This window comes from Mycobacterium sp. P7213 (assembly GCF_900604305.1).
In the GTDB taxonomy this organism is placed as follows: Bacteria; Actinomycetota; Actinomycetes; order Mycobacteriales; family Mycobacteriaceae; genus Mycobacterium.
Genome location: NZ_UWOA01000022.1, coordinates 1 through 19,568, shown reverse-complemented (window position 1 = coordinate 19,568; position 19,568 = coordinate 1). Strand labels below are relative to the sequence as shown.

Here is a 19,568-nt window from a genome sequence, read left to right as displayed (position 1 = left end):
GAGATGGACGGGCTACGCCAGCGCATCGTCAACGAATTCGAGAACATCACCGGCCGGCATGACGACCCTGGCGTCTACGGTGGCCCGCCGGGCGACGTGGGCTTGATCGGTCCGAGCAGTGTGTCCTGGGAGGTGAACGCGGACGTTGCCGCGGTCGCGCAGGCCGGATTGCCGGCGATCGTGCTGGAGATCCTTCATCCGTCGGTGATCGCCGGCGTGCAGGATCTTTCGACCTACCGCCAGGATCCCTTCCGGCGCGCCCGCACCACCCTCGGTTACGTGTTGACCACGACCTTCGGCAACACCGAGGCCGCGACGCAGCTGATCGACCGAGTGAAGTCCATCCATTCCCACGTGACCGGCAACCGGCCCGACGGCGTGGCGTACCGCGCCCTGGACCCCGAACTGCTCGCGTGGGTGCACACCTGCATCCCGTGGATGATCATGCGCACCTTCGAACGCACGAATCGGCCGTTGACCCCGCACGAACGCGACCGATACCTGACCGAGCAGGCCACCATCGGCCGGATGGCGGGGGCCGAATGGGTGCCGTCGAACATGGCTGAGCTCGACGACTACGTGCGCCGGATGCGCCCGCACCTGGGGGTCAACGCGCAGACCCGCGAGTTCATCGACTTCCTGCTCACCGCACCCTTCTACCCCGACCTGCCCGACCCCCTCGACCGCGCGCTACACCGGTTCGCGGTGTACGCCGGCATGAGTTACGCACCGAGCTGGGCCCGAGAACTCACCGGATTCGACCGCCCGCCCATGCTGGTCAGGCGACTGATCGGCCCGGCGCTGCAGTTCGACGCCCGACGGCTCCGGTGGGCCTACGGCCTTCCCGCCTACGCCAAGCTGGCGCGAAAACGCGCCAACGGCGCCAGTGTGACCACCGCAGGAGCACCATGATCGACCGGCAGTTCATCACCGTCATCGGCGAAACGGTCGCCGGATCACCCGCCGACCATGCCACCGATCCGACCGCGCAACGCATTCTTGACGCCGCCGTTCACGAAGCGGCGACGGTGGGCCTGCGGCGCGTCACCATCGAAGAGGTGGTGCGGCGTGCGGGCGTGTCGCGGATGACCGCCTACCGCCGCTTTCCCCGTCGCGAAGATCTGATCCAGGCCCTGATCCGCCGCGAGACCCAGCGTTTCCTGGCGACGGTGGCCGACGCCATCGACAACACGCCCGACCCCCACCACGGCGTGGCCGAGGCCTTCGTCGCCGCCATCACCTTCGCCCGCGAACATCCGATGCTGAGCCGCGCCGCGCAGTTCGAGCCGCTACCGGCCGCCGATTCCCGGGACCTGCTGGCGATGGGATCAGCGTTTATCGCCAACTACCTGCACGGCGACGCGCCCGGCAGTCCGGGCCAGCCGGTGCGCTGGGTCGCCGACGTGTTCGCCCGGCTGTTCTTGACCTATATCTCGCTGCCATCCGCCGATCCGGACTTCCGCGATGATGCGGCGCTGCGACACTTCGCTCAAGAGGTCCTGACGCCGATGGCCGAACGCGCTGTCGAATAAAAGCTGTCGAATAAAAGCAATGCACCGCAACGGGTTTCGACCGCAATGCCGACGTCGCGGCGGTGATTTCTAGCCGGTTTTGCGGTCGCGGAACTTGCGGCGGCTGGCCAGCTCGTCTTCCGGCGCGGCGATCGACTCGCCGCCGTCGGCGCGCTCCCCGGGGAAGTCGGAGATCACGCCGGTCAGCTCGCGCATCGCGCCCGACACCGCGATGCCGAACACGCCCTGACCGCCCTGCAGCAGGTCGACGACCTCCTCAGCCGAGGTGCATTCGTACACAGTGGTGCCGTCGGAGAACAGCGTGATGTTGGCCAGATCCTGGACACCGCGCTCGCGAAGGTGGTCGACGGCGATCCGGATGTTGTGCAGCGAGATGCCGGTGTCCAGGAGCCGCTTGACGATCTTGAGCACCAGAATGTCTTTGAACGAGTACAGCCGCTGGCTACCGGAGCCGGCCGCGCCCCGGATGGAGGGCACCACCAGCGAGGTACGGGCCCAGTAGTCGAGCTGGCGGTAGGTGATGCCGGCGATCTGACAGGCGCTGGGGCCGCGGTAACCGACGAGTTCGTCGGGAACCGAGTCGTCCGGGAACAAGCCGCCCTGTACGGGTTGGCCGGCGCTGGAAGGGGCCGCCGGGACCTGACGGTCGCCCTGGTCGGACTGACCCGTGAAGTCCAGCTGTTCCTGCCCCGGTTGGTCGCCCACGCTGCTTCCTCTCGCCGATCGCGCTCGTTGCCACTGACTGGCCAGTGGCCGCGTTTGCTCTTGCCCGAGTTGGTCGTGAGCATACGCCGTCCGACGAGCTGCCGTGCAGTTGTTCCCGCCGTGGTTCAAGTATGGGGGCCGCGTTTTGCGCGTGTTGCTTTCGTTCGGGCGTGTCGCGTCGACGGCAGAGAGATGAAACGGATCTGTGACGAGGCTGAGTCCGCCGCGCCGGGTCAGGTTGCTTTGAAATCGTCGGGCGACACGCTATCGAGGAATTCCTTGAACTTCTCCACCTCGTCTTCGCGGACCGCGCCGCTGGTCTCGTCGTCGCCCTCATCGGGGATCAGCAGGCCCGCCTCGGCCAGCACCGCCTCTTCGACGAAAATCGGAACACCCACCCGCAACGCGATGGCCACCGAGTCCGACGGGCGCGCCGACACCGTGATGTCGCGGTCGAAGATCAGGTCGGCGTAGAACGTGCCCTCCTGCAGGTCGACGATCCGGACCTCCTTGAGCGAATGCCCGAGCGCGCCGATCAGGTCACGGATCAAGTCGTGCGTCAGGGGCCGGGCGGGCTCCACGCCCTGTTGCTCCAGGGCGATGGCGGCGGCTTCGGCCTGTCCGATCCAGATCGGGAGATATCGATCACCATCGGCTTCGCGCAGCAGCAGCACCGGCTGGTTCTGCGGCTGCTCGACGCGGATGCCGACCACGCGTACTTCACCCATCTCCAGTCAGCCCTCCGCGTTCGCGTCTGTCCCAAGTCCTTGTCGTCCCAGTCTGACTCGTCGCGAAACCCCCGGTCGGACAACCGGATGGCGCGCAACGAGCCAACGAGGCGAAGTCTAGTCCTCAGCCGTGCAGTACGTCGTGTACCGAGGACTTGAGCAGCGCGGTGTGTAGCGCGATCGCCAGCGCCGCGACCTCGCGCGCCAGGTCGTCGGCCCGGTCGCGTGCCCCCGCCTTGCCCCCCTTGACCAGCGGGCCCGCAATCTGGGCGATCAGGTCGGACTGCCGGTCGGCCGCAGAGCGGAAAGCACGCAGGTGCCGCGGCTCCACGCCGTAGTCGGCCAGCCCCCGCGCGCACTGGACGATCACCACGGCGTGCTCGTCGAACAGCCCACCCGGCCCGGCGCTGATCACGCCCGCTCTGACCAATGCCGTCAGCAGCGCGTCGTCGCCGCCGGAACGCTGCAGCAGATCCTCCCGACTCAGCCGCACCTGCCGCGGCGGCGCGGGCAGCGCCGTCGCGCCGTGGGCGGTCTCGCCGCCGGCCGACACCAGTCGTGGGGTGGGGTACGGCGACTCCGGGGACGGCAGCGCGCCATCGGGTTCGGCGTCCAGCCGCGCCTTGATCACCTTCAACGGCAGGTACTGGTCGCGTTGTGCGGTCAGCACGTAGCGCAGCCGTGCGCAGTCGTACGCACTGAATCGGCGATAGCCCGACGCCGCCCGCTGCGGCATGACCAGCCCCTCGGTTTCCAGGAAACGAATCTTGGAGACCGTGACGTCGGGAAAATCCGGCCGAAGCAGGTCCAGCACCGCTCCGATTGACATCCCGGCCAGGTCAGGGCTGTCAGGCGCGGTCATCAGCTGCCCGGCCCGGCCTCGGTCTCACCCGTCTTCGGGCCGGTCAGGAACACCAGCCGGAACTTGCCGACCTGCACCTCGTCGCCGTTGACCAGGACCGCCGAATCAACCGGCTCCCGGTTGACATAGGTCCCGTTGAGGCTGCCGACGTCGACAACCTGAAACTCGTTGCCCTCCAGCCGGAACTCGGCGTGACGACGACTCACCGTGACGTCGTCGAGAAAGATGTCGCTGTCGGGGTGCCGACCGGCCGCGGTGACCGGTTGGTCGAGCAGGAACCGCGATCCGGCATTGGGACCGCGCTTGACCACCAGCAGCGCCGAACCCACGGGGAGTCCTTCAACACCCGAGGTCAGGCTCTCGCCGCCCGCCTGCGCGGGAGCGTCGAGTTCGTTCAGGAAATCGGCGCGGAAAACCGATGTGGTTTCCACCGTGACCTCATCGCCTGCCTGGTCTTGCCCCGTTGCCGGGTCCTTCTCCGTCACCCGCTACTCCTCACTGGCCGCTGTTCTGCTACCTGGTCGCGCCCGCCGGACATGTCTTGCGCCCAACCCTGAATCGTTGAGTCGACCGTACCGCGCAGCGGTCCGTCATGTCCCCCGCACCGCGGGATCGTGTCGCCGGATGCCCAGCGTGTCCCGGCAGGCAGGCTAACAATCGTCATTCCGACAACGTCGCCCGGTAGGCGTCGGCGGTCAGCAGCCCCGCCAGACTTTGGTCCAGCGCCGCCGAATCCGCGTTCGCCACCTGAAGTTCCAGCAGCCAGCCGGCGCCGTAGGGGTCGGAGTTCACCAACTGCGGGTTGGCGTCCAGTTCGGCGTTGACCGCGCTCACCGATGCGGTGATCGGTGCGTAGAGGTCCGAGACCGACTTGGTCGACTCCACCTCGCCAAAGGCCTCTCCGGCGGTGACCTCGGTGCCCGCTGCGGGCAGCTGCACGAAGACCACGTCACCGAGGGCGGCCTGCGCGAAGTCGGTGATGCCCACGCGGACGGTGTCCGGGCCGGTGCGGTGAACCCACTCGTGCTCAGCGGTGTAGTACAGGTCGGCTGGAACTAAACTTTCCGAGCTCACGGTGATGGTGCTCCTTGCGCTGTCGGGCTCACTTGACTGGCTGAGCGTATTGGCGGGGTTTCGGTTGTCGCAACACGGTCACCTGAACACGGTCGGCCTGCTGCACCGCCATGGCGCCGCCAAGCCGCTTGACGCTGTCGACGGCCCCGCCGGGAATGTTCATTGCGGCCGCCAGGGTGGGGGGATCCCCAATCGCCAGAACCGAATACGGGGGCGCCAGAGCCGTGCCGTCGAACTCCAGCGCACCGGGCGTGCCCGCAACCCACGAATCCACCCCGATGCGCACTGCCTTGGTGCCGTCGCGGACCTCCATCGCCTCGGCACCGGCTGCCCGCAGTTCGTTGATCACGTCGAGCATGGTCTCGGGCGCCACCCCGCGGGTCGGATCGTCCACGGTGATCACCACGCCGGGACCGGCCGCGCCCACGGTGCCGATCATGATCGCCAGCGCGGCCAACCGCGCCTGGGCGTTTTCGATGGCGGCCTGGTCGCTGCTGCCGGACTCCTGCAGGGCGTTGAGCGTCTGCTGAAGTTCGGCGACTTCGGTGTTGAGGGTGGCCTCGCGTTGGCGCAGCGAATCCAGCAGCACCAGTAGGTCAGCGGGGCGGGCCGTCTCCAGCGCGTCCTCGGAGTCGTTCTGGCGGACCTGAGTGACGATCGCCACGCCCAGCAGCAGACACAACAGCATCCCCAGCACGCTGAACACCGGTCCGGAACGGCCGCGGGGCGGCGGCACACCGCTCCGAGCAGGTGGCTGCGGCAGCTCGTGACGGCCGTGCGATGCCGGATCGGCGCTACTCATGTGTGTCAGGCCCCGAACAGCCGTCGCCGCAGCGCCGCCGCGTTGCCGAAGATGCGAATGCCCAGCACCACGATGATCGCGGTGGACAGCTGGGTGCCGACCCCCAACTGGTCACCGAGGTAGACCAGCAGAGCGGCCACCAGAACGTTGAAGACGAACGACACGACGAACACCTTCGCATCGAAGATCCGCTCCAGGTAGGCACGCAGGCCGCCGAACACGGCGTCCAGCGCGGCCACCACGGCGATCGGCAGATAGGGCTGAACCACCTCCGGCACGCTGGGGTGAAAGAGCAGTCCCAAGACGATGCCGGCGATGAGCGCGGCGATACCGATCATTGCGACATCACTCCAGCCTCCCGAACCGGATCCGTGCGGGCCACGACGGCCAAGCCGGCCAAGTCACGACCCGCAGCGCTAGCTTGCGTCACGACGCCCCTATCTGTTTGGCAAACCGGACATCTCGCACCGAGCCGGCCGGCAGCGTGAGGTCGGCCGAGCTGCGCCCGTCGACCCGAACCCCCACCCCGTAGGACGCCTCCAACAGCCTTAGCCGGTACAGCCCGGGGCTGCGGTCGAAGGTGTCGCGCAGTTCGCGGGGCGGCCCGATGGCTTGCAGCGAATAGGGACTGCTGATCGGTTTGTTGTCGACCAGGATGGCTCCGCCGGCCTGCCGGATCGTGACGTTGGGCCCGATGCGGACGTCTCCGACGGCGATCGCCTCGGCCCCGCTGGCCCACAGCGAGTTGACGACCAGCTGGAGGTCGCGGTCCAAGATGATCTGCTGACTGCCCGACACCCTCTGTTTGGAGGCATCGGAGAGATTCCGCCCGGCTCCGGGGTCGGTGACGGTGACGGTGAGCCCGGGGCCGCTCACCCGCGTGCCGGCGGCCTCCAGGCTGAGCGCGTCCAGGCCGGCCAACACCCGCTGGCCCTGGGCGTCGTCGGCCAGCCGGTGCCGGCGCAACTCGTCGACCCGGTTGGCGTAGGTCTCCCGTTTGTCGGCCAGCCTCCCGGTGACGGCTTCGGCCGCGCGGACATTCGTCGCCAGCACCTGTTGGGCGTCGTGCACCCCGGGAGCCACCGACCGGGCCTGCGCCACCGCGACGGCGAACACCGCCGCCACCAGCAACGCCGCCGCCGCCTCCCATGCCCACCCCGCGACCCGGGCGGTGGCAGCGGGGGGTGCGGTGCGGCGTGCACGCCGGGCTGCCGCCGCGGCGTAGCCGGGGTCGAGATGTTCGGACAACAGGGAGCGCAGCAAAGACGGCACCGCGAATTTCCGCGGCCTGCCGGCCTCGTGGGCGCCCGCCCCCTGAGAGTCGTAGCCACTCAGCGCGAAAAACGGCTCAGCCACCGGCAACCTTCGGCATGGTGCGGACCACCAGTCTCACCTGGACCAGATACAGCACGAACGCCCACAGGTACATGCCCAGGCCCCAGATCAGGAAGGCCCAGCCGGCCGAGAGCACCACGCGGCTCCACAGCTGATCCCACTGCCCCAGCAGGATCAGCGGAAACGCCGACATCAGCGCGAAGGTGCCCGCCTTGCCCACGTAGGTCACCGGCAGCGCGGTCAGTCCCCGGCTACGCAGCGCCGGCAGGGTGGCGGCAAGCAGCAGATCCCGGGCCAGCAGCACGCCGATGATCCACCAGGGCACCAAGCCCCGCACGCCGAATGCGACCGGAATCGCCAGCATGTAAAGCCGGTCGATCGCCGGGTCGAGCAGCGCCCCCAGCGTCGAGTACTGGTTGAACAGGCGAGCCACTTTGCCGTCCGCCCAGTCGGAGGCACCGCTGAGCATCAGGGTCGCCACTGCCGGTCCGTCGGCCCGCGCGATCAGCAGCAGATAAAGAAAAACGCCGATCAGGCCGAGGCGGGCCAGGCTGATCACGTTGGGCACGGTGAGCACCCGGTCCTCAACGCGATCGGAGCCGGAGCCGACAGTCATACCGACCCCCTAGCGGAAGATCCCGGGCAGGCTCAGCGCATCCATGCTGTCGTCGCTCAGCGGGTTGTCGCGAACCATGTAGGTCCACGTCGAGGTGGGCCGGGCCAGCTTCGACAGGTCGATCCCCGGCTCGGATTCGATCGAGTCCGAGGTCTCCAGCGTCTGCTGGGCCGCCTCGATGGCGTCGGCGGCCAGTGAGGCGAACGCATCCAGCGCCAACCGGTGGAACTCGTCGAGCGGGTTCTGCCGGCCCAGGGCACGCAGGTGGATGCTCTCGCGGATGTCGGCCAGGTAGGCGAGGTGGTCGGCCCAGCCGCGGTCCAGGTGGTAGAGCATGATCAGCCGGCAGATCTTCTCCAGCTTGGCTTCGCCGTCCTGCCCGTCTTGCCCCAGCTGGTCCTTCAACTCCGCGTAGCGCTTCGGGGTGAGCTCGGCCAGCTCCTCGCGAGCCGCCGGGGTGGACAGCAGCGTGTTGCGCCGCTCCACGATTATCGCGCGCTGCTGGGCGATCAGCTGGTTGTACCGCCAGGTGTTGGCGTGGATGTCGAGCAGCTTGCCCTCGGCGATGCGCTGCGCGTGGTCGAGCAGGCCGGAGGCCTTCGGGCTCAGGATCCGACCGTCGTCGTCGGTCTCGGTCGGCAGCTTGTTGGCTTCCAGGTTGGTCGCGGCGACGTCGTCTTCCCAGCTGGAGAAGAACACCGACGATCCCGGGTCGCCTTGACGACCGGCCCGGCCCCGCAACTGGTTGTCGAGGCGTTGCGTGTGCTGGCGCCCGGTGCCGATGACGTGCAGGCCGCCCAGCTCGACGATCGCGTCGTGATCAGCCTCTTCGGAGCCGCCCAGGCGGATGTCGGTGCCGCGGCCGGCCATCTGGGTGGACACCGTGACCACCCCGAGCTTGCCGGCCTCGGCGATCACCGTGGCTTCTTCGGCGTCGTTCTTGGCGTTGAGGACCACCGCCGGGACACCGCGCTTGCGCAGCCGCTCGTACAGTTCCTCGGACTCGGCGACATCGTGGGTGCCGACCAGCACCGGCTGCCCGGTGGCGTGCACCTCGACGATGTGGGCCACGATGGCGTCGTTCTTGGCCGCGGCGGTGATGTAGACCCGGTCCGCCTCGTCTTCGCGAATGTTGGGCATATTCGGCGGGATCGGCGAGACCCCCAACTGATAGAACTGCCGCAACTGCTCGCCGGCCGCCAACGCCGTACCGGTCATACCGCACACGGTCGGATACCGATTGACCAGCGCCTGCACCGTGATGGTGTCGAGCACCTCGCCGGTCTCGGTGGTCTCGATGCCTTCTTTGGCCTCCACCGCGGCCTGCAGGCCGTCCGGCCAGCGCTGCAAGGCCGCGATCCGGCCGCGTGAGGCGTTGATCAACTGCACCTTGCCGTCGCGGACGATGTAGTGCACGTCGCGCTGCAACAGCACATGCGCGTGCAGGGCGACATTGACCTCGGTCAGCGTGGAGACCACGTGCTCCTCGGAGTACAGGTCGATGCCACCGAGCGCCTTCTCGACTTTGTTCGCGCCCACCTCGGTGAGGTGGATGTTGCGCCGGTCCTCGTCGGAGTCGTAGTCCACGCCGGGTTTGAGCCGCCCGACCAGCTCGACGATCTCCATCCGGGGCGTCTCCCGGTGGGTGGTGCCGGCCAGCACCAGCGGCACCAGCGCCTCGTCGACCAGCACCGAGTCGGCTTCGTCGATCAGCGCCACATCCGGGTTGGGCGAGACCAGATCGTCGACGTCGGTGACCAACTGGTCACGCAGCACGTCGAAGCCGATCTCATTGATCGATGCGTAGGTGACATCGCACTGGTAGGCGGCGCGGCGCTCGGCCGCCGTGGACTCTTCGGTGATCCACCCGACGGTGACCCCCAGAGCCTCCAGCAGCGGACCCATCCATTCGGCGTCGCGACGCGCGAGGTAGTCGTTGATGGTGACCACGTGTACGTGCCGGCCACCGATGGCGTATCCGGCGGCAGCGATCGCACCGGAGAGCGTCTTGCCTTCGCCGGTGGCCATCTCGACGACATCCCCGGCCAGCATCCGCAGTGCGCCCTGCAGCTGAACGTCGAACGGACGCTGCCCGATACTGCGCTCGGCGGCTTCCCGGGCGATCGCCAAGAACTGCGGGATGTCGGAGGCGTCGGCCAGCTCCTTGAGTTTGAGCAGTTGCGCGGCTTTGCGCAGCTGCTCGTCATCGAGTCCAGCGGCCTTCTTGGCGTACTCGCCGGCCGCGGTGACCTCGGCCATCGAACGACTCTGGTTCTTCTCGGTGCTGGCGCCCAGCAGTTTCCAGAATTTCCCGCTGAGCCGACCCGACTTGGTTCGCGTTCCGGAGACAGTCTTGGAGGTGTTAGCCACAGCACAACGGTACGCGGTGGCCGGCGCTTGCAAGCCGGGGGCACCGTCGCGTCGGCGGGCTGCCGGGCCATGCTTATCCGGCACGACGCCGCACTGCTGCGGTAGGTTTCGCACGGGATTTCCCGATTCGGATACCGGCCGCGACGCGATTGCGGCGATACGGACGGCAAGGAGACATCGGCAGTGGACTCGAAGCTGTTCAATCCGTCCATCGACTGGGGGCATGCGCTGCCCGATTCGCTGGTGTGGATCGCACTGGCCTGGACCATCAGCGCCGTGAGCGTGCTGGCAGTGGCGGCCCTGCTGCGGGTCAGCACCCGATGGGGACGCCAGTTCTGGGAGATCAGCGGCGCTTACTTCACCGGGCGGGACAGCCTGCGTGTCTGGCTGATGCTGGGCGTGCTGCTGCTGTCGGTGATCACCGCGGTCCGGCTCAACGTGTTGTTCAGCTTCCAGGGCAACGACATGTACTCGTCGCTGCAGACCGCCTTCCAGGGCGCCGCCGGCGGGGACGAGGCCATCAAACAGTCCGGCGTACACGGATTCTGGATGTCGATCGGCATCTTCAGCCTGATGGCCGTGCTGCACGTGGCGCGGGTGATGCTCGACATCTATCTGACCCAGCACTTCATGGTGAACTGGCGCATCTGGCTCACCGATCGCCTGACCGGGGACTGGTTGGACGGGCGGGCCTACTACCGGGCCCACTTCGTCAAGACACCGCTTGACCCGGCCGTCGGCGAAGCCATCGAAGGCGCCATCGACAACCCGGATCAGCGTATTCAGCAGGACATCGACATCTTCACCGCGGGCAACGGCGCCAACGTCAACGCACCGTCCAACGGCACCGGCAGCACGCTGTTGTTCGGTGCCGTCCAGTCCATGGTCACGGTGGTGTCGTTCACCGCCATCCTGTGGAACCTGTCGGGCACGCTGACCGTGTTCGGGTTCGACATCCCGCGGGCGATGTTTTTGATCGTCTTGGTTTATGTGGCCATCGCGACCATTGTCGCGTTCTGGATCGGCCGTCCGCTGATCCGGTTGAGCTTCCGCAATGAGCTCACCAACGCCGCCTTCCGGTACGCGCTGGTGCGGGTGCGCGACGCCGCCGAGTCGGTGGCGTTCTACCGGGGCGAGCTGGCTGAGCGGGTCCAGCTGCGGACGCGGTTCCGGGCGATCATCGCCAACTATCTGAACTTCGTGAACCGGACCATCGGATTCGCCGGCTGGAACCTGTCGGTGAGCCAGGCGATCGTGCCGCTGCCCTGGGTGATCCAGGCGCCGCGACTGTTCTCCGGACAGATCATGTTCGGCGGGGTGGCGCAGACCGCGTCGGCGTTCGGCAATATCTCTGACTCCCTGTCGTTCTTCCGCAACGCCTACGACAACTTCGCCGGTTACCGGGCGTCGATCATTCGTCTGCACGGCCTGCTGGAGGCCAACCGCGAGGCCCGCGATCTTCCCGAGCTGCTGGTCAAGCCCAGCCCGGACGGCACGGTGGCGCTGGAGGGCGTCGAGGTGCGCAACCCCGAGGGTGTCCCGCTGATCGAGGCGCTCGATGTGCAGCTGGGCGTCGGTGATGCGCTGATGATCGCCGGACCATCGGGCAGTGGCAAGACGACGCTGCTGCGCAGCCTGGCCCAGTTGTGGCCGTACGCGTCGGGAACCCTGCGGCGCCCCGATGCGGTCAACGCCACGATGTTCATCTCGCAGCTGCCCTACATCCCGCTGGGTGATCTGCGGGCGGTGGTGTCCTACCCGCTGTCGGCCGGCGAGGTCACCGATGCCGAGATCACCGAGGCGTTGGTCAAGGTGTCGCTGCCGAATCTCGTCGACCGGCTCGACGACGTCGAGGATTGGGCCAAGGTGCTCTCGCCCGGTGAGCAGCAGCGGGTGGCATTCGCCCGAATCCTGTTGACGCGGCCCAAGGCTGCCTTCCTCGACGAGTCGACATCGGCGCTCGACGAAGGCCTGGAACTGACGCTGTACCGGTTGCTGCGCTCCGAGCTGCCCGACACCATCCTGGTCAGCGTGAGCCACCGGCACACGGTGCGCCAGCACCACAAGCACGTGCTGGAGCTGCTCGGCCAGGGCCGCTGGGACCTGTCTGCGGTCTAACGAGTTGCCGCGTGCGCCCCGGCGCGCCGGCCGAAGAACGAGCCCTCACCCAACTGGGTCCCGCTGGCGTATCCCTTACCGTCCTGGGCGATGTTGGCCGCACAGGCTCCGGCGGCGTAGAGCCCCGGAATGGGCTGGCCGTCACTGCGCAGCACCTCGCCGTCCACCGACGTCGCCAACCCGCCGATGGTGAAGCCGGCGTAGATCGCCTTGCCCAGCGATAGGTCGAAAGCGCCCCACGGGCCATTGTCCTGTGGAGCCAGGAATGGCGGCTGCTTGTGGAAGTCCGGGTCCTGTCCCTGCGCCGCGTAGGTGTTGTAGCGGTCCAGTGTCGCGACCAGGTTTCCTTCCGGAATGCCCAGTGCGGCTTCCATTTCCGGAACGGTCTCCCATCCGTCGATCAGCGGGACCAAGGGCACCTGCGGCTTGCGCATGTGGGCCTCGTCGACGATCAGGAAGGCCGCGCTGTCGGGCTGGTCCATGACGAATCCCGAGGTGCGCGAGTGGTAGGAGTCCTCGGCGACGAAGCGCTTGCCCTCTTTGTTGACGATGATGCCGGTCAGCAGGATCGACGGCGGGTAGACCGGCGCGGTGATGAAGATCTGGTCCATGTGCTTGGTGGCGCCGCCCGCCGACATCCCCATCCGGATGCCCAGCCCGTCGTCGTAGGTGTTGCCCAGCACGAACGGCTTCTCGGCGAGCTTCGGCGTGTACTGGGCGACCATCTCCGGGTTCATCACGAAGCCACCGGCGGCAATCACCACCGACTTCGCTTTGACCACACCGCTTTCGGTGAAGTGCTTCCACGTGACACCCACGACGGCGCCGGAGGCGTCGGTGACCAGCCCGGTGGCACCGGTTTCGTAGCGGATCGTCACCCCGAGGTTGTCGGCCCGCTTCAGCAGCAGGTCGATTGCCATCTTGGCGCCCTGGGTGTCACCGGGCACCGGAACCTTGTGCCCGCGTGGCGCCGGAACGGCCTCGTTCAAAAACGGCCACACCTTCTCGTTGCCGGTGAACATCAGCCCCTCGGTGTTGGGCTGGATCACCGCCTTCTCCGGGTAGTAGCTGCGCTCGAACGCAATTCCGAGGTCTTCAAGCCAATTGAAGTGCTCGACGCTGCCGTCGCAGTAGGCCCGGATCTTGTCGTGCTCGGGTTCGCGCGACACCGCGACCAGGTACTTGTACATCTCGTCCGCGGTGTCGGCATGCCCGGTGGCTTCCTGGACCGCAGTGCCACCGCCGAGGTAGAAATGGCCGCCGGCCATGGCGGTGGTGCCACCGGCCTCGGCGGCCCGCTCCAGGACCAGGACCCGAGCCCCGGCCGCCGCCGCGGTGACGGCCGCGCAGCCGCCACCGATGCCGAAGCCGATCACCACGACGTCGAACTCGTCGGACCACTCCGAAACCGTTTCGGCACTGGTGGTGTCCGGGATCTGGGTGCTCATTGCCGCCACTCCTCTTCGTCGCCGGCGCTGGCCATCGGCGCCGATGCGGTGGTTACCGCTGCTCCTGTTTGATGTAGTCGAAGACCGCTCGGATCTCGGCTGGGATGTAGGCGATCTCCAGGTAAGGGATGCCGGCGTCCGGAGCTGAGATGTAGGCGAACTGCATACCGCCGGGCATCACGCCCCGGGCTACCACCTGGGCGCCCTGTTCGGCGGTGTCGCTCAGCATAACGTCGAAGGTTTCGGGATCCTCGGCCTCGATGCAGACATGGTGCAGGCCCGGCCCGTGGGCACGGAGGAAGTCGTCGTAGAGGCTGCGTCCGCGCACCGGCGCGATCAGCTCCAACTGCATGTCGCCGACGTAGCTCAGCGCGATGTCGGCGACGAAATCAGCCGGCTCGTCGAGGTAGCTGCAGGTGTCCGGGGCGAAGTGCACCCCGGGCATACGGATCCATTTGCGCACGCCGAGCAACGCGGTCAGCGTCGACTCGGTGGCGTCGAGATCGTTTGTGACCCATGCGATCTGGATGGGTGGTCGAGGCGGCGGGGTCACGACAGCGGGGTCGGCACGCCGACGTCTTCACGGACCTGTTGCGAGATCGCCGACCATGACACCGCGGCGGGGAATTCGCCCCAGACACTGTTGAACAGCCCGACGATCCGGGCCGGGCCGGAGCCGCCCGGCGCATACACCGGGCCGCCGGAGTCACCCTGCTGACTGCGAATGCTGCGCGTCATGGTGAACCATCCGTTGTTGACCCGTTCGATGTTGCCGCAGGTCTCGCCGGTCACGATGCCGAAGTGGCAGACCGGATCACCGGGTTTCAGCTCGGTGTCGGGGCCGGCCTGCAGCTGCAGCCCGCCCGGGAGGACATCGTTGACGTCGACATCGTCGGCCAGCACGATCGACTCGTAGTCGGCGATCACCTGGTCGGTGTTGACGGTCGAACCATTGGGAGTGTTGTCGCGAAAGGTCGCCAACCTGCCGATGACCGCCCCGCCGCGGTCGGTGACGGTTCCGCTTCCCCGGCAATGGCCGGCGGTGAAGGCGATCCGCATCACCGGGTCGACGTAGCCGAGAGTGCAGACGTGGGTGTCTTGGCGGATCTCCATCCCGGGGAACACCAGCACCCGATCGGCTCTAGCCGGAAAGACCGTCGGCCCAGCAACTGTCGCACCGATCCCCAGCAGCACCGCCAGCACCCGCGCAACGCGCCTGCGCAACCGTCGACTCCTATCGTTGAGGGCCGGTTTCGGTCCGGCCGGATCAAGCCACCATGTCGCAGCGCGGCGGCCCGGCCCCAAGGGATCCGGGCCGCCGCGGCGGCGTTGTGCGGCGATCAGGGGATCGTCAGCTCCTGGCCGGGGTGAATCAGGTCAGGGTTGGCGATGCCGCTGGCCTCCGCGATCTGCGGGTACTTGTTGCCGTCGCCGTAGAACCGCTCGGCGATGGCGAACAGGGTGTCACCGGCGACCACGGTGTAGGTGCGTGCCGCGGGTGCGGCCTCCTCCACGGGAGCCGGCGCCTCTTCAGCCTTGGGCTCCTCCGGCGGCGGGGCGTCGGTCTCGGTCTTGGTGGACCAGGCCGCGCCGTCGGCAGCGTAGAGCACCAGGTTGCGGTCGTCTTGCAGAACCAGCTTGACGTCCTTCTTGCCCTTGGTGTCGGTGTGCCAAATCGGCTTGTCGGCCGTGTAGAGCACGAAGTTTCCGTCCGCCTGCACCTCGGCACGGACCACGTCGTTGCCGTTGGTACCCGATGCCCAGATCGCTTTGCCCCTCGCCGCCAGCACCAGGTTGCCGTCCTCCTGCAGCGTCAGGGTGTAAGCCCCGTTGTTAGAGGTCAGCGACTCGCCCTTGACGAGCTTCTTACCTGCCGTGAGCGTGTCTCCCAAGCTCTGTGCCACGTTGTCCCCTTTTCATCGGCCCGCCGCGGCCTGACTCGCCGGGCGTTGTCGCTGCGATGCGACGTTAGTCAGCCTAGGCGAACACCCGCCGGTGTGCCCCGCATTACGTCACGGCAATCTCGGTTGCTGGGAGACGGCCGCTGCCGGGCCCACGGGCTGCCAGCCGGGCGGTCCGAAGATGTAGCCCAGCCGGTCGCGCCACCGCGTCGCACGGCGTACATCGGCGATGATCGAGGCGTACTCGTGGAATTGCAGGGTCACGATGTTGAAGGTGTCGACCGGCTTGGTCAGCCCGTAATGCGGGCGAAACCGCTCGGCGGCGAAGCTGCCGAACAGCCGGTCCCAGATGATGAGGATCCCGCCGTAGTTCTTGTCCAGGTACTCCGGGTCCATGCCGTGGTGCACCCGGTGATGCGATGGAGTGTTGAAGATGAACTCGACTGCCCGAGGCAGCTTGTCGATCCGCTCGGTGTGGACCCAGAACTGGTAGACCAGGCTCACCGAAAAGCTGGCGAACACCATCCACGGCGGAATGCCCAACAGCGGCAGGGGAATCCACATCAGGATCTCGCCGCTGTTGTTCCACTTCTGGCGTAGCGCCGTGGCGAAGTTGAAGTAGCGGCTGGAGTGGTGCGCCTGATGAGTCGCCCAGATCAGCCGGATCCGATGCGCGATGCGGTGGTAGGTGTAGTAGAGCAGATCCACCCCGACGAGTGCGATCACCCAGGTGTACCAGCGCTGCGGCGACAGATGCCACGGCGCGAGGTAGGTATAGATGGCTGCGTAACCCAGCAGCGCGACGAACTTCCAGCCGGCGGTGGTGGCCATGGACACCAGGCCCATCGAGATGCTCGCCCAGGCGTCCGGGGTGCGATAGGCCCCGACCGGCACCAGCTCTGCTTCGGACTGCTCCAGTTTGCGCGCGGCGAACCACTCGAGCGAGAGCAGCAGCAGGAAAAAAGGCACGGCAAAGATAACCGGGTCGCGCATCGGCCCGGGCAACGCCGACCACACCGCTGCGAACGCATCCACCGTCGCTACCTCCGGAACAACAGCCTAGACGTCGCCGGGCTCAGTCCGGTGACAGCGACGACTGATCTTCGGCATGCCACTGGACCGCGTAGACGCCCGGCTGCAGTGACAACTCGCTCACCAGGCGCTCAAGCCGGTCCGGCGCCCGACTGTCCGACAGCATCGACGCGGTGAGCGCGATGTTGTCCTCGCCGGCGCGAACGGTGTGAATCCCCCGCAGGATCAGGTCGTTGCTGGCGGTGTGCTGCACGATCTGGGCGCGCAGGTACTTCTCGGACTTCGGCCGGCAGATCACCTGCACTTCGTAAGGCGAATGCGGTTCGTCCTCCTCTACGTGCTGATCACGGTCGATGAACCGCCCCAGCGGCCGCAGCAGCAGATGGGTGCCGACGATCGCGCCGGTCCCGATCAGCGCGAACACCAGATCGCCGGCTGCCGCCAGCACGCCCACCGCGGCCGAACACCACAGGGTGGCCGCGGTGTTGAGACCGCGGACGTTGAACCCCTCGCGCAGGATCACCCCGCCGCCGAGGAAGCCCACCCCCGACACCACGTACGACGCGACGCGGGTCGAGTTGGGTTCCACGGCGACCGCATACAGCACGAACAGCGTCGCGCCGGCGGCCACGAGCGCATTGGTACGCAGTCCCGCCATTCGGGCACGCCACTGTCTTTCCAGCCCGATCAGTGCACCGCAGCCCAGCCCGACAGCCAGTCGCAACGTGAACTCGGCGACGCTCAGCGTCTGCATGACGTCAACGATGACACATGCCTAGCCGGCGACCACCGGCCGAGCCATCACGGTGGGCTTGAAGCCGTACCGCGGGGCGGCAAAACCGTAGTTGCGGCCCTGCCCGGCGCCCGCCAGCGGCACCCCGGGCATGCCGGCCGGGCCCGCCTGAGGCGCGGGTGCCGACACCGTCCACCCGGTTGCCGCGGCTCCCCCGACGGGACCGGTGGCCGGAACCGACGCGGCCCACGTCTTCGGGACCGACATGGCACCCACCGAGGGCGCGTTTCCCATGGAACCCGAGGCCATCCCGAGCGGGCTCAGCCCGTGCATTCCGTTGCCGAGTCCGGCGCCAAGCCCCCCGATGGTGGGCGTGAACGGGTCGATCGCGCCCAAGCCCAGGGGATCGCCGGCGGCGATGGCAGCGCCACGCACCACTGCCATGTCGGCGGCGAAGCTGGAGATCGCCGCCGCGCCCATCGGGCTGAACGAGCTGCTCATCAGGTTGGTCACGCCGTTCGTCAGGTCGCCGGTGCTGATCGCCTCACCGCCCGTCAGCGGCGGCTGCACCGGTGTCGCGAGAGCCTGCAGCGCCTGCGGCGTATTCGTAAGCGCCTGGGACGCTGCGGATTGCGCGTTCGACGTAGCGGCCGTGCCGGCGGCCTGGGAGACCGCGGCTTGCTGGGCACCCTGCGCCGACGGGTCGACGACCTCATGCGGCGCGGTGAACGGCGTGACCTTGGTGGCCACCGCTGATGACGCCGCGTAGCCATACATCGCGGCGGCGTCCTGGGCCCACATCTGGCCGTATTGCGCCTCGGTGGCGGCAATCGCGGCAGCGTTCTGGCCGAGGACGTTGGTCGCCACGAGCGCTGCGAGCGCAGACCGGTTGGCGACGATCAACGGGGGCGCGACCGTCATCGCATATGCGGCGTCGAACGCCGCGGCCGCCGCCTTGGCCTGCATGGCGGCCTGCTCTGCCCGGGCGGCGGTGGCGCCCATCCATACCGCGTAGGGGGTCGCCGCGGCAGCCATTGCATCCGAAGCCGGCCCCATCCAGCCTTCGCTGACAAGTCCGTTGATGACGGCCTGATAGGCGGCCTCGGCCGAGCTGAGCTCGGCGGCCATCTTGTCCCATGCCGCCGCGGCGGCCATCATCGGTCCCGAACCGGGGCCGGTGTAGATACGTGCTGAGTTGATTTCCGGCGGAAATGCTCCGAAGTCCATGGCGTTGCTCCTTTTTGGGTGGTTTTTCGGCCACGAATGGCTGGTCTTGGGGATGTGCAGGCGGAGTCGATGCCCGATATGTGTTGCAGCCGTAATCCGGACGGCAGGAGAATCGGGACAGCGGTCATGGCGACATGCCGGAGCAACTCATGCCAGACCGATCGTCCGCTCGACGAATAGGTCGAGTTACCAATCGATTTCAGGGCATGCCGAAGCCTGGCGCCTTCCGCTACGGGGAGGTACGCCAGTCGACGAGTTCAGCGCCGGTGCGAATCACATGGTGAAAGCAGTACCGAGATCGAAGGAGACGACCACCGATCCCGGATAGGAACTATCACTCGGACTCAATGTCGCTCTCACCTCCTCTCGGCCTGGGCACGCGCGGGTGCCTGCACGTATGCACGAAGAGGTGAAGTAGCCCGGCGACAACCGAGATCCGCACCCCTCTCGTCAGAGCTTCGGCACTGCACGGCGTGTCCTGGCCTGCACTAATGTGCAGACCCGGAAGCCACTTGGGCTCAACCCTTAATCCGGGAGGAGCTGTCCTGACCCGGGGCGTCTTTCGACGTTCGGGGTCAGTGGCCTGTATCCGTGCAGACGCCTCACCTAACGAGGTGCTTGCTTAACCATAGTGCACCAGTGGGGTGGCAGGGGTCAATCCGAACCGCCGGGACGCCGACGGCATCGTCCAGATCATTGCGCACCGGAGGCGAAAGCGCTTGCCTTCGGCCGAAATAGGCCTTCTCGAGAATGCAAAACGCGGCAGCACACCCATGGATCGGGTGTGCTGCCGCGCTGCGAAAGTGCGGGGCGATCAGGCCCAGCTGGAACCCACCGAGGCGTCGGTGTTGGCCATGTTGTTGCCGGCCGACTGCACCTTCTGACCGTGGCTGTTGGCCTGCTCGTAGATCACCGCGAAGTTGCGGCCCAACTGCGCCACAAACTCCTGGCACGCCACCGAACCCGCGCCACCCCAGAAATCACCGGCMGCCAGCACATCGTGCACGATCGCCTGGTGCTCAGCCTCCAACGACGCCGCCTGAGCACGAATCAACGCACCGTGGGCATCCACATCACCGAACTGG

The 19,568-nt window shown here is 67.4% G+C and carries 21 protein-coding genes and 1 riboswitch; of the genes, 3 read left to right on the top strand and 18 right to left on the bottom strand.

What is annotated here, in order from left to right:
- The first annotated feature begins 3 nt into the window (after positions 1–3).
- A complete protein-coding gene (locus EJK91_RS10445) occupies positions 4–912 on the top strand; it encodes an oxygenase MpaB family protein (protein WP_125078916.1) in 909 nt (302 codons plus the stop codon).
- The gene (locus tag EJK91_RS10440) at positions 909–1,532 is read left to right on the top strand and encodes a TetR/AcrR family transcriptional regulator (RefSeq protein WP_024442768.1); all 624 of its coding nucleotides are present in this window, start codon (positions 909–911) and stop codon (positions 1,530–1,532) included. The genes EJK91_RS10445 and EJK91_RS10440 overlap by 4 nt, the downstream gene beginning before the upstream one ends.
- A gap of 69 nt (positions 1,533–1,601) precedes the next feature.
- Here the strand turns inward: EJK91_RS10440 and EJK91_RS10435 are convergent, their stop codons facing one another.
- The 10 genes from EJK91_RS10435 to secA2 form a co-directional block, all read right to left on the bottom strand.
- Positions 1,602–2,237 (bottom strand): MerR family transcriptional regulator, encoded by a 636-nt coding sequence (locus EJK91_RS10435; protein WP_024442767.1) that lies wholly within the window; start codon positions 2,235–2,237, stop codon positions 1,602–1,604.
- Positions 2,238–2,470: 233 nt separating this feature from the next.
- Positions 2,471–2,965, bottom strand: coding sequence for a bifunctional nuclease family protein (locus tag EJK91_RS10430; RefSeq protein WP_024442766.1), 495 nt, complete (start codon positions 2,963–2,965; stop codon positions 2,471–2,473).
- 124 nt (positions 2,966–3,089) lie between these two features.
- The gene (gene ftsR / locus EJK91_RS10425) at positions 3,090–3,827 is read right to left on the bottom strand and encodes a transcriptional regulator FtsR (protein ID WP_024442765.1); all 738 of its coding nucleotides are present in this window, start codon (positions 3,825–3,827) and stop codon (positions 3,090–3,092) included.
- The gene (gene garA / locus EJK91_RS10420) at positions 3,827–4,312 is read right to left on the bottom strand and encodes a glycogen accumulation regulator GarA (RefSeq protein WP_024442764.1); all 486 of its coding nucleotides are present in this window, start codon (positions 4,310–4,312) and stop codon (positions 3,827–3,829) included. Before garA ends, ftsR begins: the two co-directional genes overlap by 1 nt.
- A gap of 175 nt (positions 4,313–4,487) precedes the next feature.
- Positions 4,488–4,901: a glycine cleavage system protein GcvH gene (gene gcvH, locus EJK91_RS10415; protein ID WP_046301319.1), complete on the bottom strand. Its 414-nt coding sequence runs from the start codon at positions 4,899–4,901 to the stop codon at positions 4,488–4,490.
- 28 nt (positions 4,902–4,929) lie between these two features.
- Entirely contained in the window at positions 4,930–5,703 is a 774-nt protein-coding gene (locus tag EJK91_RS10410; protein WP_125078897.1) for a DUF881 domain-containing protein, read from the bottom strand.
- Positions 5,704–5,708: 5 nt separating this feature from the next.
- Positions 5,709–6,041: a small basic family protein gene (locus EJK91_RS10405; protein ID WP_024442761.1), complete on the bottom strand. Its 333-nt coding sequence runs from the start codon at positions 6,039–6,041 to the stop codon at positions 5,709–5,711.
- An 88-nt stretch (positions 6,042–6,129) separates the two neighbouring features.
- Positions 6,130–7,059, bottom strand: coding sequence for a DUF881 domain-containing protein (locus EJK91_RS10400; protein WP_024442760.1), 930 nt, complete (start codon positions 7,057–7,059; stop codon positions 6,130–6,132).
- Positions 7,052–7,654: a CDP-alcohol phosphatidyltransferase family protein gene (locus EJK91_RS10395; protein ID WP_024442759.1), complete on the bottom strand. Its 603-nt coding sequence runs from the start codon at positions 7,652–7,654 to the stop codon at positions 7,052–7,054. Before EJK91_RS10395 ends, EJK91_RS10400 begins: the two co-directional genes overlap by 8 nt.
- 9 nt (positions 7,655–7,663) lie before the next feature.
- Positions 7,664–10,024, bottom strand: a complete 2,361-nt coding sequence (gene secA2, locus EJK91_RS10390) for an accessory Sec system translocase SecA2 (RefSeq protein WP_125078896.1) — start codon at positions 10,022–10,024, stop codon at positions 7,664–7,666.
- 183 nt (positions 10,025–10,207) lie between these two features.
- On the opposite strand from secA2, the gene EJK91_RS10385 reads away from it, so the two are divergent.
- Entirely contained in the window at positions 10,208–12,142 is a 1,935-nt protein-coding gene (locus tag EJK91_RS10385; protein ID WP_125078895.1) for an ABC transporter ATP-binding protein/permease, read from the top strand.
- Here the strand turns inward: EJK91_RS10385 and EJK91_RS10380 are convergent.
- The 8 genes from EJK91_RS10380 to EJK91_RS10345 all read right to left on the bottom strand — a co-directional run.
- Positions 12,139–13,590 carry an FAD-binding protein gene (locus tag EJK91_RS10380; protein ID WP_125078894.1) on the bottom strand — a complete coding sequence of 484 codons (1,452 nt, stop codon included), beginning with the start codon at positions 13,588–13,590 and terminating at the stop codon, positions 12,139–12,141. The two genes, EJK91_RS10385 and EJK91_RS10380, sit on opposite strands and share 4 nt — an antisense overlap.
- Before the next feature lie 52 nt (positions 13,591–13,642).
- A complete protein-coding gene (locus tag EJK91_RS10375) occupies positions 13,643–14,143 on the bottom strand; it encodes a VOC family protein (protein WP_024442755.1) in 501 nt (166 codons plus the stop codon).
- Entirely contained in the window at positions 14,140–14,814 is a 675-nt protein-coding gene (locus EJK91_RS10370) for an Rv1815 family serine proteinase (protein WP_125078893.1), read from the bottom strand. Before EJK91_RS10370 ends, EJK91_RS10375 begins: the two co-directional genes overlap by 4 nt.
- A 116-nt stretch (positions 14,815–14,930) precedes the next feature.
- Positions 14,931–15,482, bottom strand: a complete 552-nt coding sequence (locus tag EJK91_RS10365) for a LysM peptidoglycan-binding domain-containing protein (protein WP_024442753.1) — start codon at positions 15,480–15,482, stop codon at positions 14,931–14,933.
- Positions 15,483–15,602: 120 nt separating this feature from the next.
- Positions 15,603–16,526, bottom strand: a complete 924-nt coding sequence (locus EJK91_RS10360; RefSeq protein ID WP_024442752.1) for a sterol desaturase family protein — start codon at positions 16,524–16,526, stop codon at positions 15,603–15,605.
- 40 nt (positions 16,527–16,566) lie between these two features.
- On the bottom strand, positions 16,567–17,277 hold the full coding sequence (locus tag EJK91_RS10355; protein WP_024442751.1) for an MgtC/SapB family protein: 711 nt from the start codon (positions 17,275–17,277) through the stop codon (positions 16,567–16,569).
- A gap of 21 nt (positions 17,278–17,298) precedes the next feature.
- Entirely contained in the window at positions 17,299–18,483 is a 1,185-nt protein-coding gene (locus tag EJK91_RS10350; RefSeq protein WP_125078892.1) for a PPE family protein, read from the bottom strand.
- Positions 18,484–18,918: 435 nt separating this feature from the next.
- Positions 18,919–19,104, bottom strand: a riboswitch (M-box (ykoK) riboswitch).
- A 193-nt stretch (positions 19,105–19,297) separates the two neighbouring features.
- Positions 19,298–19,568 (bottom strand): WXG100 family type VII secretion target (locus EJK91_RS10345; protein ID WP_164517931.1); only part of this gene is annotated, 271 nt, incomplete at its 5' end.